The organism is Parasphingorhabdus sp. DH2-15, assembly GCF_051668705.1.
Lineage (GTDB): Bacteria > Pseudomonadota > Alphaproteobacteria > Sphingomonadales > Sphingomonadaceae > Alterisphingorhabdus.
In genome coordinates, this window is record NZ_CP196351.1 from 561859 (window position 1) to 577139 (window position 15281).

At 50.5% G+C, this 15281-nt stretch carries 18 protein-coding genes; 8 read left to right on the plus strand and 10 right to left on the minus strand.

All coding sequences use genetic code 11. The features are described 5' to 3' along the window. Positions 1–51: 51 nt before the first annotated feature. The gene (locus ACR9YC_RS02630) at positions 52–486 is read left to right on the plus strand and encodes an Hpt domain-containing protein (protein ID WP_438729458.1); all 435 of its coding nucleotides are present in this window, start codon (positions 52–54) and stop codon (positions 484–486) included. Between the two features lie 70 nt (positions 487–556). On the opposite strand, the gene bfr is transcribed toward ACR9YC_RS02630, so the two are convergent. The 4 genes from bfr to ACR9YC_RS02650 form a co-directional block, all read right to left on the minus strand. Next, entirely contained in the window at positions 557–1039 is a 483-nt protein-coding gene (gene bfr, locus ACR9YC_RS02635) for a bacterioferritin (RefSeq protein WP_438729460.1), read from the minus strand. 99 nt (positions 1040–1138) lie between these two features. Next, a complete protein-coding gene (locus ACR9YC_RS02640) occupies positions 1139–1312 on the minus strand; it encodes a (2Fe-2S)-binding protein (RefSeq protein WP_438729462.1) in 174 nt (57 codons plus the stop codon). A 78-nt stretch (positions 1313–1390) separates the two neighbouring features. After that, complete coding sequence (locus ACR9YC_RS02645; RefSeq protein ID WP_438729464.1) at positions 1391–2692, minus strand: DUF418 domain-containing protein; 1302 nt, start codon at positions 2690–2692, stop codon at positions 1391–1393. A 31-nt stretch (positions 2693–2723) separates the two neighbouring features. Continuing rightward, the gene (locus ACR9YC_RS02650) at positions 2724–3398 is read right to left on the minus strand and encodes a nitroreductase family protein (RefSeq protein ID WP_438729466.1); all 675 of its coding nucleotides are present in this window, start codon (positions 3396–3398) and stop codon (positions 2724–2726) included. Positions 3399–3536: 138 nt separating this feature from the next. Here ACR9YC_RS02650 and ACR9YC_RS02655 point away from each other — a divergent pair, with 138 nt between their 5' ends. Then, a complete protein-coding gene (locus ACR9YC_RS02655) occupies positions 3537–4307 on the plus strand; it encodes a Coq4 family protein (protein ID WP_438729468.1) in 771 nt (256 codons plus the stop codon). 51 nt (positions 4308–4358) lie between these two features. On the opposite strand, the gene ACR9YC_RS02660 is transcribed toward ACR9YC_RS02655, so the two are convergent. The 4 genes from ACR9YC_RS02660 to ACR9YC_RS02675 all read right to left on the minus strand — a co-directional run bounded on the left by ACR9YC_RS02660 (position 4359) and on the right by ACR9YC_RS02675 (position 8138). Beyond that, positions 4359–4787, minus strand: a complete 429-nt coding sequence (locus ACR9YC_RS02660) for a DUF3052 family protein (protein WP_438729470.1) — start codon at positions 4785–4787, stop codon at positions 4359–4361. Beyond that, positions 4784–5080, minus strand: a complete 297-nt coding sequence (locus ACR9YC_RS02665) for a DUF6122 family protein (RefSeq protein ID WP_438729473.1) — start codon at positions 5078–5080, stop codon at positions 4784–4786. Before ACR9YC_RS02665 ends, ACR9YC_RS02660 begins: the two co-directional genes overlap by 4 nt. Positions 5081–5117: 37 nt before the next feature. Continuing rightward, on the minus strand, positions 5118–7346 hold the full coding sequence (purL, locus tag ACR9YC_RS02670; RefSeq protein WP_438729476.1) for a phosphoribosylformylglycinamidine synthase subunit PurL: 2229 nt from the start codon (positions 7344–7346) through the stop codon (positions 5118–5120). A gap of 108 nt (positions 7347–7454) precedes the next feature. Beyond that, on the minus strand, positions 7455–8138 hold the full coding sequence (locus tag ACR9YC_RS02675; protein WP_438729479.1) for a hypothetical protein: 684 nt from the start codon (positions 8136–8138) through the stop codon (positions 7455–7457). A 179-nt stretch (positions 8139–8317) separates the two neighbouring features. On the opposite strand from ACR9YC_RS02675, the gene ACR9YC_RS02680 reads away from it, so the two are divergent. The 5 genes from ACR9YC_RS02680 (at position 8318) to queA (ending at position 11896) form a co-directional block, all read left to right on the plus strand. Continuing rightward, positions 8318–8575 carry an exodeoxyribonuclease VII small subunit gene (locus ACR9YC_RS02680; protein ID WP_438729481.1) on the plus strand — a complete coding sequence of 86 codons (258 nt, stop codon included), beginning with the start codon at positions 8318–8320 and terminating at the stop codon, positions 8573–8575. Between the two features lie 36 nt (positions 8576–8611). Beyond that, on the plus strand, positions 8612–9520 hold the full coding sequence (locus tag ACR9YC_RS02685; RefSeq protein WP_438731558.1) for a polyprenyl synthetase family protein: 909 nt from the start codon (positions 8612–8614) through the stop codon (positions 9518–9520). Between the two features lie 5 nt (positions 9521–9525). Further along, on the plus strand, positions 9526–10029 hold the full coding sequence (gene coaD / locus ACR9YC_RS02690) for a pantetheine-phosphate adenylyltransferase (RefSeq protein ID WP_438731561.1): 504 nt from the start codon (positions 9526–9528) through the stop codon (positions 10027–10029). 121 nt (positions 10030–10150) lie between these two features. Next, entirely contained in the window at positions 10151–10810 is a 660-nt protein-coding gene (locus ACR9YC_RS02695) for a peptidylprolyl isomerase (RefSeq protein WP_438729483.1), read from the plus strand. A 57-nt stretch (positions 10811–10867) separates the two neighbouring features. Then, positions 10868–11896 (plus strand): tRNA preQ1(34) S-adenosylmethionine ribosyltransferase-isomerase QueA, encoded by a 1029-nt coding sequence (queA, locus tag ACR9YC_RS02700; RefSeq protein ID WP_438729486.1) that lies wholly within the window; start codon positions 10868–10870, stop codon positions 11894–11896. Between the two features lie 97 nt (positions 11897–11993). Here queA and ACR9YC_RS02705 read toward each other — a convergent pair whose 3' ends face one another. Next, on the minus strand, positions 11994–12362 hold the full coding sequence (locus ACR9YC_RS02705) for a BufA1 family periplasmic bufferin-type metallophore (RefSeq protein ID WP_438729489.1): 369 nt from the start codon (positions 12360–12362) through the stop codon (positions 11994–11996). Between the two features lie 135 nt (positions 12363–12497). On the opposite strand from ACR9YC_RS02705, the gene tgt reads away from it, so the two are divergent. Further along, positions 12498–13649 (plus strand): tRNA guanosine(34) transglycosylase Tgt, encoded by a 1152-nt coding sequence (gene tgt, locus ACR9YC_RS02710; protein ID WP_438729491.1) that lies wholly within the window; start codon positions 12498–12500, stop codon positions 13647–13649. Here tgt and ACR9YC_RS02715 read toward each other — a convergent pair. Further along, a complete protein-coding gene (locus ACR9YC_RS02715; protein ID WP_438729493.1) occupies positions 13622–15223 on the minus strand; it encodes a sensor histidine kinase in 1602 nt (533 codons plus the stop codon). The two genes, tgt and ACR9YC_RS02715, sit on opposite strands and share 28 nt — an antisense overlap. Between the last annotated feature and the right edge of the window lie 58 nt (positions 15224–15281).

A 15281-nucleotide genomic window follows, 5' to 3' on the forward strand; every position in this document is an offset into this window, starting at 1 on the left:
AAAGCTATTCTCATCGTCAGGACCAGGTCCCGCAATTAGGAGCTTTGAGCAGTGAATGACGAGACCAAGAATATTATAAACTGGAGCAGTTTTTCTGAAACACGTGCAGTTTTGGGCGCTGACTTTGTTAGAATACTGGGATATTTCCGAGAAGATGGCACCAAATCAGTTGCTGCTATTGAAGAGGCCATTCGCCAACGCAACGCAGTAGCACTGGTGATTCCTGCCCATACACTTAAGGGGGAATCGGCCCAGTTCGGCGCTGACAGATTAACGGAACTTGCCGAGAAGATTGAAACTGAAGCGCGGCAATGTGTGGAATATCGGCAAGAGCCGGATGAATTGCTGCCATTGGTGGTGGGCTTACGTCAGCTATTCGAAGATTCGCTAGCTGCCCTGGAAAGGGAAACCAATCCATTGGTGCAGCGTGCAGGTGCAGAGCGCCGTGAATTTGCCTCATCAAATCAGAGTTTCGGCCGACTATAAATTTAGGATTGTAGACAGCAATAGGCGCGCCGTAACCCATGTTGCGGCGCGCCTTTTTGTTTGTGTGCTATTAATGCGCTTCGGCAGGCTTTGATTGAAGCTGCGTATAGTTTTCAATGCCCATACGTTCAATCATGGCTTTTTGTGTTTCCAGCGTATCGACATGCTCTTCTTCGCTGGCAAGGATGGCCGCGAACAGATCACGAGTTACGAAGTCCTGAATGCTTTCGGCATAGGCGACAGCGCCTTTGAGCATGGTTACCGCTTCTTCTTCAAGCGCCAGATCAGCGTCAATAATCTCCTCAACGGTTTCACCGATTTTCAAGCGGCCAAGCATCTGGAAGTTTGGCAGGCCATTAAGAAACAAAATGCGTTCCGCCAACTGGTCGGCGTGCTTCATTTCGTCAATGGATTCGTGACGCTCAAATTCGGCCAGCTTGGTCACGCCCCAATCGTTCAGCAAGCGATAATGCAGCCAATATTGGTTGACGGCAGTCAGCTCATTTTTCAGGGCTTCATTTAACAATTCAATGACTTTTTTGTCACCACGCATAATATCATCCTTTCAAATACTGACCCTTATATAGGGATGAATTGTTAAGATGAAAAGGCTGAAACCCGCAGAAAAGCTAGGTTTTTTAAGGTGCTATTGCTATGCGCTCGCAGCTTCCGCATTGATAATGCTTTGCGCAAACTGGAGGCATTGGCCGCATTTTGGCTTCCGGCCGAGTTTCGCATAGACATCATGAGGACGCTGGGACGGGCACTGCTGAAACGCAGCGCGTAAATCCTTTTCCTTGATGGCATTGCAAACACAGACAACCATAAGCGGCTCCTTCTCACTCTATTTAGCGATAATGAGAATGGTTTGCAATGGTTAATGCGAATTATTTGCAAAAATCCTTTAGCGAATTGCCAAAGGCTGAACCTGACCACGCGATAATGTCCGCCAAAGCCATTCAAGCGGGCCATAACGATTGCGCATCAGCCATGGTTGCGACCAAAGCAGCATGACGCACCACATGCCAATCACAAATAACCAGAGCGTGCTGCGGCTGATTTCACCGTATAGACCGAAACCCCAGCCATAAAATATCGCGCACATAATCACACTGGTGCCCAGATAATTGGTAAAGGCAACGCGTCCGGCAGCAGCGACACGGCGAATCAGCCAATGATGACTATATTGCTGGATTAATACTATGAGTAGCGCAGCATAGCCGATGGTCATCATCATCCGTGTCGGCAATGTCCATGCGATTGTGATGTTGATCAACAGGACCGGTTCAAAATCACTATAATAGGCCAATAGGGCCAGAGCTGTAGACAATATAGTTCCGATCAGGGTCATCCATAGCGCCCATTTGCGATAGGCTTCATGCGACAATTTGCCGAGGAAAAAGCCATTTTTCATCATCGCTATGCCCAGCATCATGAACGGCAAAGTCTCAAAGCCAGCTTGAAATATAGAATAAAGCGGCTGAAATGTCATGATAGTCAGCTTATGATTTGCGATGTCAACAAAACCACTCTGATATAGAGCTACGTCCTTGGCTATTGCCGCGCTGGTGAAACCCATACCATCCAGCATTTCCTGATAGGCTTCGACCATCAATATATCTGCCCCTGGTATTTCTGCTTGGCTTTGAAAGACAAAAATAGTGGCCATTAAGAACGCCCACATCACAAAACCGCCGACATAAATGGCGACTGCTTTTTTGATGAGCGATTCGGCGGTGGAGTTGCGGAAGAGATAGGCGATGGATCCAATGGCGGCGTATAAAAACAATATGTCGCCAAACCAAAGGAAAAAGAAATGGATCAACCCAAAAAAGCCGAGCCAGAACATTCGGCTATAATGGGTTTTGGCGGGGGATTGGCCCTTTGCTTCGGCCAGGCTGGTGACAAGGAATAAGCTGGCACCAAATAGCAACGAGAACAGGCCGCGCATTTTTCCATCAATGAAGATGAATCCAAAAAACCATGACAGCAGATCAGCGCCTGCACTGCCGCCAACTATATCGGGGTTCATATAGGCATTGCCAGGCAGGGCAAAGGCGACAATATTCATCGCCAATATGCCCATAACCGCAAATCCGCGCAGGGCATCAAGTTCAATATAACGTGCGCCAGGGACAATAAAATTGTCGGCTTGCCCCTTCCGCTGCCCTGCCTGCTCTGCAGCTTGCTTGGAAATATCGCTCACTTACTTGGTCCCCTTATATAAGGGTCTGATGTTAGAGCCAGCTGCTGATCTGGTCGAGCGGTTTCTTATGTACGGCATGAACAGGCACTGTCGCGTCTTTTGCAGGCTTCCCCACCACCAATACCATCATCGGTTTTTCGTCAGATGGGCGCTCGCACAAAGTGTTGAGAAACTTCATTGGGTTTGGGGTATGGGTCAAAGTGGCCAATCCGGCATCGTGCAATGCAGTGATCAGCATGCCGGTCGCGATGCCAACACTTTCGTTCACATAATAGTTTTGTTTCTTTTCATTCGGGTACATGCCGCCTTTGCGCTGTCCAAATATGACGATCAAATAGGGGGCAATTTCCAGAAAGGGCTTGTCAGCATCGGTGCCGAGCGGGGCCAAAGCATCAAGCCATTCATCACTGGCCTTTTGTTCATAGAAAGCACGCTCTTCTTCTTCGGCAGCAGCACGTAATGCGGCCTTTTTTTCAGCCGAAGTGATAACAGCAAAATGCCATGGCTGATGATTGGCCCCATTGGGGGCAGTGCCAGCCGCCAGTATCGCGTGTTCAATTACTTCACGCGGAACAGGGTCAGGCGCAAAATAGCGGCAGGTACGCCGTGTCTTGAGCGCTTCGTAAAAAGCGTGAGCACGGGCGACCCGCTCTGCATCATTATAATCAGGCAAATCGGTATAGGGCAGGGTGTCATGTGGTTTCATGGCTGGAAGCTCTAATCCGGTAAGAGCAGAATGGCAAAAATTTATAGCAAAAATTTACGGCACCACTATTAACACTATTGTAAGTAAGGGTGACTTATATTATGTCGTCTATATTAGAATTGGAGCTTCACCCACGATATGACCGAACAACCCTTTATCCATCCCGATCGCCCTGAATTACGTTGGCGGCCATTTAAGGCAGTTCAGCATTTCCGCAATTTGATCGCGGACAAGGAGGATACCGAGCAGGTTTTTCATATTTTCCAATGTTTGCCGCGCAAAGCCTTTCGCGGTGAGGCCGTAGAATTCTTGAAAACTGACTTTGGTCAGGCTTTGAAAGAGCGTGAGCCATTTCTGCCTGATTTGCTAGACGATCATGACCGTTTGCGTGCCATGCCTATAGGGTCTGTTGCCCATGCCTATTGCGACTTTATGGAAAGCGAAGGACTAAGCGCAGCAGGCTTGGTTGCAGAATTTGAAAAGTTCAGCACAGTAAAATATCATGACCAGATTGAATGGTATTTTAACCGCTCGCGCGATGTGCATGATCTTTTGCATGTTTTGACTGGCTATGGCCGCGATGCTTTAGGGGAGGCCAGCGTATTGGCATTCACCTATGGCCAAAACCCATCTCCGGCCAATATCTTCATCGCTTATATGGCTGCGCTTAACATGAAAAAGACAACAAGCTGGTCGGCTCCGGTGCTGAAAGCTGTCCGGCAAGCGCAGAAATCTGGCACGGCATGTCCGCGGTTGATTGAGCAGGATATTACCGCTTTGTTGGCGGAACCTTTAGAGGCAGCGCGCGCGCGGTTGAATATTGCTGCACCAACCCGCTATCGTGAAGCTCATGTGGAGCTGCGCAATCGGGGCATCAACCCTTATGACTTGCTTGGTCAGACTGCCTAAAGCGGGATTGTTTAGGGCCGACTGGCTTAGAACGGCCAATCTCAATGACTATCAACGCAGTTCCTTGCGGATCACCAGCTTTAGACCGGACCAGATATGGTCCACTGCGCACTTCTTGGTGTCAACATAACCCAATTCCAGCGCAAAATCGCGGATATCATGTTCACCAATTTCGGTAGAGACGCCTGAGGCCTGTTTCGGCCAGCAAGCCCAAATATGGCCCGATGGTGTGAGTGTGTTGCGAAGCTGTTGTAGCTTGCTTTCCATATCGGCACGGGTTTTCAGAAAGATGAGCGCCGCATCGGGTTCATCATCTGGACCAGTAACGATGATAAGGTCCAGCGCATATTCGGCAATTTCATCATCGACATTTTCAGGAACATTATCGAACCAGACATGCAAGCCGTCACGCAGGTTAAGTTTCTTGGCCAATGGTGTGCCTGAATAGCCGGCACTGGATGCAGATGATGGATCAGTCATATCATCATCATAAGACAGTCGCCGCCATCTGTCATCAAATGCCACAAACAGCCCAATGCGATAGCACGCACCCACCAGCGCGGAACCCATAGCAGGGCCAGATATAGTATCGCTGCCCAGATGCTGTGCAGTGGGTGAAAGCCAATTGAGCAGCGATTGGGATCAAAAATGGGGGTGGCAAGAAGGTGATCCAGATCAATCAGCATGGTAGCCAGCATGATCAATCCGGCTTTCCACCAACGCTGTGGATCGTTATCGCGCCGCCATATTATCCAGCAGATCAAAAACGGCACGCAATAATGGCCGCAATAGTGGATCAGCGTTTGGAAGTTAATCTTCCATCCAATCCTTGAAGAAGCTGTCGCTGGCTGCGCGCAGTTCGTCTAATGTCACCACGCTCTCACCAATGCGAATGACATTACCGCCTGTGGTTGCGATGGTCAGGGCATACAGCTCTGCTGCATTGGCCTGCGCAATAACCTCTTGCGGATCAGTAGTGCTGACCAAGATGCGGCCTTGATCTTCAGCGAACATCATTGCGGGGCTATTGCCATTATCAGTTTCCGCCATAACCGCGCCGATATTGCCAGCCATTGCCATTTCGCTGAGTGCAACCAATGGCCCGCCATCTGAAACATCATGCGCAGCGCTGACCATATTTTGAGCGTTTAGCCGGTGTAGCAATTCACCCAATCTGCGTTCAACAGCAAGATCAATGACAGGGGCCGGGCCTTCGCGGCGGCCATGGCAGATATCTAGCCATAAAGACTGCCCCAATTGTCCTGGCCCATAGCCGATCAGCACAATATGTTCGTCATCGGACTTCAATCCCATGGTCATCATGCTGTCCAAATTCTCAATCAGACCAATGGCCCCAATTGCCGGCGTGGGTAAAATCGCGCGCGCTATTCCGTCCGGCCCTGTCGTTTCGTTATACAGGCTGACATTGCCGCTGACGATGGGCATGTCGAGTGCCAAACAAGCCTCGCTCATCCCTTTCAGCGCACCAACAAATTGCCCCATTATCTCTGGCCGTTCAGGGTTGCCGAAGTTCAGGCAGTTTGTCACTGCCAGCGGTTTTGCGCCAACGCTGACCAAATTGCGATAGGCCTCTGCAATCGCTTGTTTACCGCCTTCATAAGGGTCAGCCTTTACATAGCGCGGCGTACAATCGGTGGTAATGGCCAAAGCGCGATTTGTGCCGTGAATACGCACAACGGCGGCATCTCCGCCCGGTCTTTGCACGGTGTCAGCCATCACCTGATGGTCATATTGTTCCCATATCCAACGGCGACTGGCCAGTGCTGGCGATGCCATCAGCTTTAACAGATCTGCACCAATATCCACGCTTTCGGGAATATCGCTTAGCGGCTCTTGTGGCTTCACCTCTATATGTGGGCGGTCATAGCGCGGGGCATCATCGGCCAGCGGTGCCAACGGAATATCGCAGACAATTTTACCCAGATGCTCCAGCACCATGCGGCCAGTATCGGTGACTTCGCCAATAACCGCGAAATCCAGTTCCCATTTTTTGAAGATCGCTTCAGCCTCAGCCTCGCGGCCGGGTTTGAGCACCATCAGCATGCGCTCCTGCGATTCAGACAGCATCATTTCATAAGCCGTCATATTGGTCTCGCGCTGCGGCACATGGTCCAGATCAAGGCGGATGCCAACGCCGCCATTGCTGGCCATCTCCACACTGGAAGACGTCAGACCTGCCGCGCCCATATCCTGAATAGCAACAATGGCATCGGTCGCCATCAGTTCCAGACAGGCCTCGATCAACAACTTCTCGGTAAAGGGGTCACCCACTTGTACAGTGGGGCGCTTTTCTTCGCTATCTTCGTCAAATTCGGCGCTGGCCATGGTGGCACCATGAATGCCATCACGCCCTGTTTTGCTGCCGACATAGACGATGGAATTGCCAACGCCGCTGGCTGCGGAATAAAAAATCTTGTCCTGCTCGGCAATGCCTACTGCCATGGCGTTGACCAAGATATTGCCATCATAGGCTGGGTCAAAATTGGTTTCACCGCCAATAGTGGGAACGCCGACGCAATTGCCATAGCCGCCAATGCCCGCCACGACGCCGCGCACCAGATGCTTCATCTTAGGGTGATCGGGCGAACCAAAACGTAAGGCGTTCATCAATGCAACAGGGCGCGCACCCATGGTGAAGACGTCGCGCAAAATGCCGCCAACCCCGGTTGCTGCGCCCTGATAAGGCTCAATATAGCTGGGGTGGTTATGGCTTTCCATCTTGAAGATGGCTGCCAGTGGTTTGCCGTCAGGACCGGGCCCAATATCAACGACACCGGCATTTTCTCCTGGTCCACAAATTACCTGCGGCCCTTCGGTTGGCAATTTCTGCAAATGGATGCGCGATGATTTATAGGAGCAATGCTCTGACCACATGACCGAGAAAATACCAAGTTCAACTATGTTGGGCGCACGGCCCAGCCTGTCGAGAATGACATCATATTCTCCACTGCTCAGGCCGTGTTCGGCAACGATTTCAGGCGTGATTTCGGGCGGGCTATGGCTGGCGTCTTGAGTCATGAATTGCCCTTAGCGTGACAGGCGCAACAGAGCCAGATGCTAAGCAAAATTATCCGGCAAAATTGCTCAGTTAAAAATGCGCCATTCACTTATGCGATGTGCTGGCTGTCAAGCCATGCGTTGACGGGCTGTCCAATGCGCGGCGACTGACAGAATAGCAAATGCTGCCAAAGCACTCCATGCCAGATCTGGCGTAAATGTCTCTGGCACGGGGCCAAACCAGTTAAAGACCTGCACCAGCAGCAATAACGCCAGAAGTATTCCGGCTGATAGACCTGCCCGTTTTCCGATTGGGACAGAGCAGCGCGTATAATAGAGGAATGATGCGAGCAATATGCCCAGTTCCAATGGCATTTCGATCCATGGATGGTTCCACAGACCAAAGCCCAATTTGGGTTCGCCGCCTGTCACTGTCATATCGGGGATATGAACCAAAACGTCCAGGAACCAATGCGACACCACGACCAGAAAACCCATTAAGGCGGCGTAGCGATTCTTACTCAATGCGAGGATAAGACCAGCAAAGCCCATGCCCCAGACAAGGCTGCCCAGCAGGCTATGGGTATAGGGCATGTCATAAAGATCAAACGGCACCATGGCAGAGATGCCAGGAGTGATGCGCATATGTTCAATATCGGTGAGCACAAAAGCGAAAAAGCCGAAGTCCACGAGTTGCGCGGCAACAAACATAACGCCCAGCCATGCGCTGTTTCTGGCCAGATCACTGTTCGTTTGTTTTTTTGCAATTAAAGCCGTGGCAACAAAGGCAGGTGCGAAATGGCCAATGAACATGGATATCATCCTCTCAGAATGCGCCTATTCTCGGTACTTATTATATTTTTGGTCTTTCATACAGCATAATAGATTGCGAAATGCAACTTTTGTATATTGCATGCATATTACCCGTCACAACTTGGCAAATATATTGCAAATATCTTGACGCTGGCGCGTGCAGCTTTCAAAGCGGAACGATGACGCAAGAAACAGAAATTTTGGATGATGCAGCGATTGCCGCGCTTAGTTTTGAAGATGCGCTTGCCAGATTAGAAAATATCGTTCGTCAGTTGGAAAGCGGTGAGGCCAGCCTCGACAGTTCGATCAATCTTTACACCTATGGCGAAAAATTGCGCAATGCATGTCAAAAGCGGCTCGATGACGCGAAAAGCCGGATTGAGAAGATTACGCAAAAGGCTGATGGCAGTCTGGCTGGATCGCCATTTGATAGTTAGGCATAGAATTTTTAGTTGCAGATATTTGGGGGCATGATGACGCAGGACCAGCCGGATCATTCGGCGTTGCATAACGCGTTTCGCGAGATTGGCGACGATGTTGATCGCTGTTTTGATGGTCTGCTGCAAGTGCCGGATGACCCACGCGCAAAATTATATGAGGCTATGCGACATGCCTGTATAGGCGGCGGCAAAAGGCTCCGTCCTTTATTGCTGTGTGAGACAGCGGCCATGTTCAATGTTGATCGTGATGCTGCGGTTCTGGCCGGTACTGCGGTTGAAGCTATCCATGTCTATTCGCTGATCCATGACGATCTGCCCTGCATGGATGATGATGATATGCGGCGCGGTAAGCCGACCGTGCATAAGGCTTATGGCGAGGCAGTTGCGGTTCTGGCCGGGGATTCGCTGCATGATCTGTCTTTTGAAATATTGTCGTCGACCGAAGTGCATGGCGACCCGTTTGTTCGTGCCGAACTGATCTCCTGCCTTGCGGGGGCGAGTGGCCCGGCTGGCATGGCAGGCGGTCAGATGATGGATCTGGAAGCGGAAAACAGCAATTTTGACCTGCCAACAGTCACCAAATTGCAGCAGTTAAAGACGGGTGCCTTAATCAGCGCATCAATTGAAATGGGTGCAATTCTGGGTCGGTTGGCACCTGATGGGCGCAGCGGATTGCGTGGTTATGCGCGTGATATCGGTCTGGCTTTTCAGATTGCGGATGATCTGCTCGATGTTGAGGGCGATGAAGAACTGGCCGGCAAAGCACTGAAAAAAGATGCCGATGCGGGTAAAGAGACATTTCTGTCTTTGCTGGGCATTGAACGCGCGCGCGAACAAGCACATTTTTTGGTTGAGCAGGCTATTGGGCAATTACATGACTTTGGCAGCGAAGCAGATTTGCTGCGATCTTTGGCGCGCTTTGTCGTCGAAAGGGACCGGTAATGGCTATGCGGATTGGTGTTTATCCCGGTACATTTGACCCTATTACTTTGGGGCATATGGATATTATCGCACGTGGCGCAAAGCTGGTCGATAAACTGATTATCGGTGTTACCACCAATATTGCCAAATCACCCATGTTTAGTGATGATGAGCGTATGGCTATGGTGCGGCGCGAAGTCGCTGCTCTGGGGACAGGAAATATTGAGGTTGTGGGTTTTAATTCACTGCTCATGGATTTTGCTGATGCACAGGGCGCTTCCATAGTATTGCGCGGCATTAGAGGCGTTACTGATTTCGAATATGAGTATCAGCTAACCGGCATGAATCGCCAGCTTAACAACCGTGTTGAAACAGTGTTTCTGATGGCGGATGTCGCGCTGCAACCCATTGCCTCGCGATTGGTGAAAGAAATTGCCTTATATGATGGCGAGATTGAAAAGTTTGTGACCCCCGCTGTGCGGCAAGATGTCATGGGCCGTATCAAAGAAAACTGGCTAAAAGACCAGTAAGTGGCAATCTGAGCATTCTCGTTCATTGCATTGTCAGGCTGATTGTCATATTTCCTGATTGAAGGGCATTGCACCCGATAGGATGAAATAGCGTAACCAGCGCGTAAGAGAGTTTTGTATAATGATAAGATCGGTTTTTGCTTCAATTTTGGCATGTGTTGCTGCTCTGGGTTTGGCAAGTGCAGCATCTGCGCAAGATACCACTCCGTCTGAGCCTGCTGCGCAACCACAGACAATTGACGTCGATCAGGACAATTTACTGTATCTTGACCTGTCCACTGGCGGACGTGTTGCTATCCGCTTATTGCCGCAAATCGCCCCCAAGCATGTTGAACGCATCAAGACATTGGTGCGCGATGGTTTTTATGACGGGATAGTTTTTCACCGCGTTATTGACGGCTTTATGGCGCAGACCGGCGACCCGACCGGTACAGGTCAGGGTGGCTCATCAATGCCTGACCTTGAAGCAGAGTTTAACCCATTGCCGCATCTTCGCGGTTCGGTTTCTATGGCGCGTACCGATGACCCCAACAGCGCGAATAGCCAGTTTTTCATCGTGTTTTACCCGCGCTTCTCGCTTGATAAAAATTACACCAATTTTGGCCGCGTTGTTTCTGGCATGGAATATGTGGATTCGATCAATCGCGGCGAACCACCGACCGAGCCATCACGCATCCTGCAAGCATCATTGGCCAGTCAGAATAAACCTAAGCCGAGTTTTAGTGCAGCTGAACCAGAAGAAGAAATCAGCGTTGATGATCTGAATGCGCCTATCAGCTAATTTCTAAGGCTATCAGCAATTGCGCTGCGCGCTTTGCACTGCGGAGCGATAGACGACATGGATATTTCGCATTTTGATTTTGCACTGCCAGAGCAGCATATCGCTCTGCGCCCGGCAGAACCACGCGAGTCTGCAAAGCTGCTGGTGGCTCAAGGGCCAAATCTGACTGACCATAGGGTCGGAGATTTGCCGGACATATTGCGTGCTGATGATATTTTGGTCGTCAATGACACCAAGGTTATTCCTGCACAATTGACTGGGATAAGAGGTCAGGCAAAAATTGGCGCGACTTTGCACAAGCGGCTTGATCTGCGCAGATGGCAGGCCTTTGTCCGCAACGGCAAAAGACTGCGCAGTGATGACATTATAGACTTTGGCCATGACGTAGAAGCGCGTGTCGAACTGCGGCATGATGATGGCAGCTTTACTCTGGCATTTCTGGGTGAGGAGCCTGTCGAGACGCTGTTGCTGCGCGCAGGTAACATGCCCTTGCCGCCCTATATCGCCAGTAAGCGCGATATAGATGAGCGTGATGCTCAGGACTATCAGACCATTTTTGCTGAACGCCAAGGGGCAGTGGCTGCACCTACTGCGTCACTGCACTTCACCCCGGCGTTGCTGGAGCAGATTGCTGCTCGCGGAGTGACTATGGAAACGCTGACCCTGCATGTTGGGGCGGGCACATTTCTGCCCGTCAAAGCGCAGGACACTGACGATCATATCATGCACGCAGAATGGGGCGAGATTACACCGCACGTTGCACAGCGGTTAAACGATGCAAAAGCCGATGGCCGCCGTATCATTGCTGTGGGCACGACCAGCCTGCGTTTGCTGGAAAGCGCGAGCAATGAGGATGGCGTGATCAGACCTTTTGCTGGCGATACCGATATCTTCATCACGCCGGGTTATAATTTTCGTGTGATTGACGGCTTGCTGACCAATTTTCACTTGCCCAAATCGACCCTTTTCATGCTGGTTAGTGCATTAATGGGTTTAGACGTTATGCAAAATGCCTATGCACATGCGATGGCGCATGATTATCGTTTTTACAGCTATGGTGACGCTTCACTGCTCTTACCACGCTAACTGGCGAAACCATTCTCGGCCAAAATAGTTAAAGATGACAGGCAAAGAAAAAGGGCGACCAAATGGCCGCCCTTTCACTATTCAGATGGTGTATCGCTTAAGCGTTGTCACGCTCCAGCGGCTCCAATGAACCCGTACGGCCATCTGGAAGTGCGTAATCGCCGCCTTCTGCGCCATATTTTTCACACTCACCAGCGTCAACATAAGTCCAAGCGTTGCCTTGGTAATCAACGGTTGATGTACCGGCACAGCTTGTACCTGGACCAGCAGCGCAATCATTTTTGGCTTTCAAGGAAATGCCATAGCATTTTTCTTTTGCAGCAACTTCTGTAGGTGCAGCGTCGCCTGAAGCAGTCTCTTCGCTGGTGGTTTCGGCTTGGCCGCAAGCAGCCAATGAAGCAGCTGCCAGCATAGAAGCTGCAACTGAAGTTACGCGTGTCATCTTGTTCATCATAGTCTCCGACATATTGAATCTCTTAATAGCTGTAACAGCTACGAAACAGTAAATCGCAGAAATCCTGTGTGCGGTCAACGGTGTTGCATCACTGGACCCTGTACAAAGATTGACCATTAGCGGGCCTGTGTCTATCTGCCGCACCTAATGACACATATTGCTCCCCGCTTTCACTTTGCCGTCGATGCCGTAGATGGAAAAGCCCGTAAGGGTGCCATTACCATGCGCAGAGGAGAGATCCGTACGCCCGCCTTTATGCCGGTTGGCACTGCTGCAACCGTTAAAGCTATGCGTCCAGAGGAAGTGCGTGCAACTGGCGCAGATATTATTTTGGGTAATACCTATCACCTTATGCTGCGCCCGGGTGCAGAGCGTATGGAACGGTTGGGCGGTCTGCATCAATTCATGCAATGGGACAGGCCAATATTGACAGATAGTGGTGGCTATCAGGTCATGAGTCTGTCGGACCTCACCAAAGTTACGGAGGATGGTGTCACTTTCAAAAGCCATCTGGATGGATCACGCCATTTGCTGACACCAGAAAGGTCGATGGAAATCCAGCGTATGCTAGGTTCTGATATTGTCATGGCCTTTGATGAATGTACCGCCAATGGCGCCAGCCATGAGCAAGCGGCAATATCCATGGCGATGTCGATGCGCTGGGCCAAACGCTCGCGCCAAGGCTTTGACAGCGGCATAGAGCATGCAGAACGCTCTGCGCTATTTGGTATTCAGCAAGGCGCATTATTTGAAGATTTGCGCGCGCAGTCTGCGGCGGAACTGCGCGATATCGGCTTTGATGGCTATGCTATTGGCGGCCTTGCTGTGGGTGAAGGGCAAGAGAAAATGTTCGCAGTTCTGGACTATGCGCCAGAACAGCTGCCGCAAGACAGGCCGCGCTATCTTATGGGGGTTGGCAAGCCAGATGATATTATCGGCGCCGTGGCGCGCGGGGTTGATATGTTTGACTGTGTTTTGCCATCGCGATCAGGGCGTAATGGGCAAGCCTTTACGCGCAATGGCCCTATCAATCTGCGCAATGCCCGTTTTGCAGAGGATCAATCACCGCTTGACGATACATGCGATTGCGGCACTTGCGCCAAATATAGCCGTGCCTATTTGCACCATTTGATCCGTTCGAAAGAGATATTAGGCGCTATGCTGATGACGCAGCACAATATCGCGTTTTACCAGTCGCTTATGGCTGATATACGGTCCGCCATTGGGGATGGACATTTTGCGAGTTTCCACAAAGAATTTTTGGCGCAATATTATGCGGGTTCGTCTGGTTCTGACTGACTGTGCGCAATAACGGGTATGGCCATGGCGATGGCACCAGTCTTATGATTGTGGACAAGGTCTGTTCTTAATTGCCGAGACAAGCCGGTAATGACCTTGCTGATATTATGCTGGCCCAGCATGGCTATGGCCTGATCACCTATCAGGGATTCGCTGGACAGTTTAAGCCGCAACAGTTTTCCGGTTGAGTCGGCCTCGGCAGAGATTGTGAGACGGTTAGGTGCATCACGATCAAGTGTTTCGATAACTTCCAACAATTCTGTCAGCAAAAACGCCACTGGCATGGCTGTGTCTTGCTCAACCTTATGCTGCTCGCAGCGAATGTGCGTGCGTGCGGCGATATCATTGCGTCCGCCTTTGCGAAAACTGGCCACAATTTCATTTATCAAGGCTCGCAATGCTATGCCTTTGGCGGCTTCACCTTGAGCAAAATGATTGCGATGCACCACGGCCAATGCGTCGACGCGGCGCTGAATCATGGAATATTGCTCTTTCAATTCCGGATCGGCAATGCTGCGGCCATGCAGGTTCAGAAGGCTGGTAATGATCTGCAAATTGTTTTTGACGCGGTGATGAACCTCACGCGTCAGTTTGATCTGGTCCTCCAGACTATCTGCCAGCACGGTCTTGTCATCATTCACCTTGCCAGCCAAATGATTGAACACAGTGTCCAGTTCGCGAATTTCCGGCGCTATTGTTCCACTTAACTTCAATTCTGAAACTGGCGCGCCGGGGCTATAATCATGCATCTTTTTCTGCAGGGCATTGAGTGGACCCAGCAACATGCGATTGACGATAACCCAACCGATCATTGCGGCGAACACTGTCATCATCACCAGCAATATACGGATAAAATAATTGGGTGAGACAGTAGGAGGCTTGGGCAATTGCAACACCAATTCCATACCGAGAACAGCCTGAGTGGCAATGATACCGCCTTCCAGCCTATTTTTATCACGAATCGGCAATTGCTTTAGTAGCAGGTCTTCATTGCCGGAATGTAACCGCATATGGGACAGAGGCAGATCGTCCTGTGGATCGGCAAGTCGCAAAAGCGTAGCCGCGCTAATAAAAACACTTGCCGCCAGACGCTGGTCCGGCTCGCGAATATGCAGGATCAACCCGCTTTGATTGTTAGCAATTTGCAAGGGGTCAGGAGTACCGATCATAATCTGGCGGGTAATATTTTCCGGCATGACCCCGATAGTGCAAATTGGCTCGCCAGATGTGCCTTTGATGAGCAATGCGCTATCCACGCTATCTTCTCTTGCTAAGGCACTTAACTGTTTGCAGGCTGCGCTCTCATCGCCATTAATTCTAGGCTGCGTTGTTTCGAGCAGTTTTTCCTGCACAAGAGATAGCGCGTTATTTAGTCGCAAAGCACTCAGGTTGAGAGAGCTTACTGCGACATCATTGCGGGTATCTTTGCTGTTTCGGTCAATCTGGATAGTCACCAGAAATGCAATTAGCGCCAGTGGAGCCATTGCCAGCAAGAGTATCAAAAACAGTTTCAGGCCGGTCGAATAGGCCCTGGGCTTGTTCTCGTCAGTCCAGTAAAAATTATCAGCGGCCATCGGATAATTCTCGGCCTTTCTCGAAGGTCAATATGTCCATTATATTGTCGCTATTCAG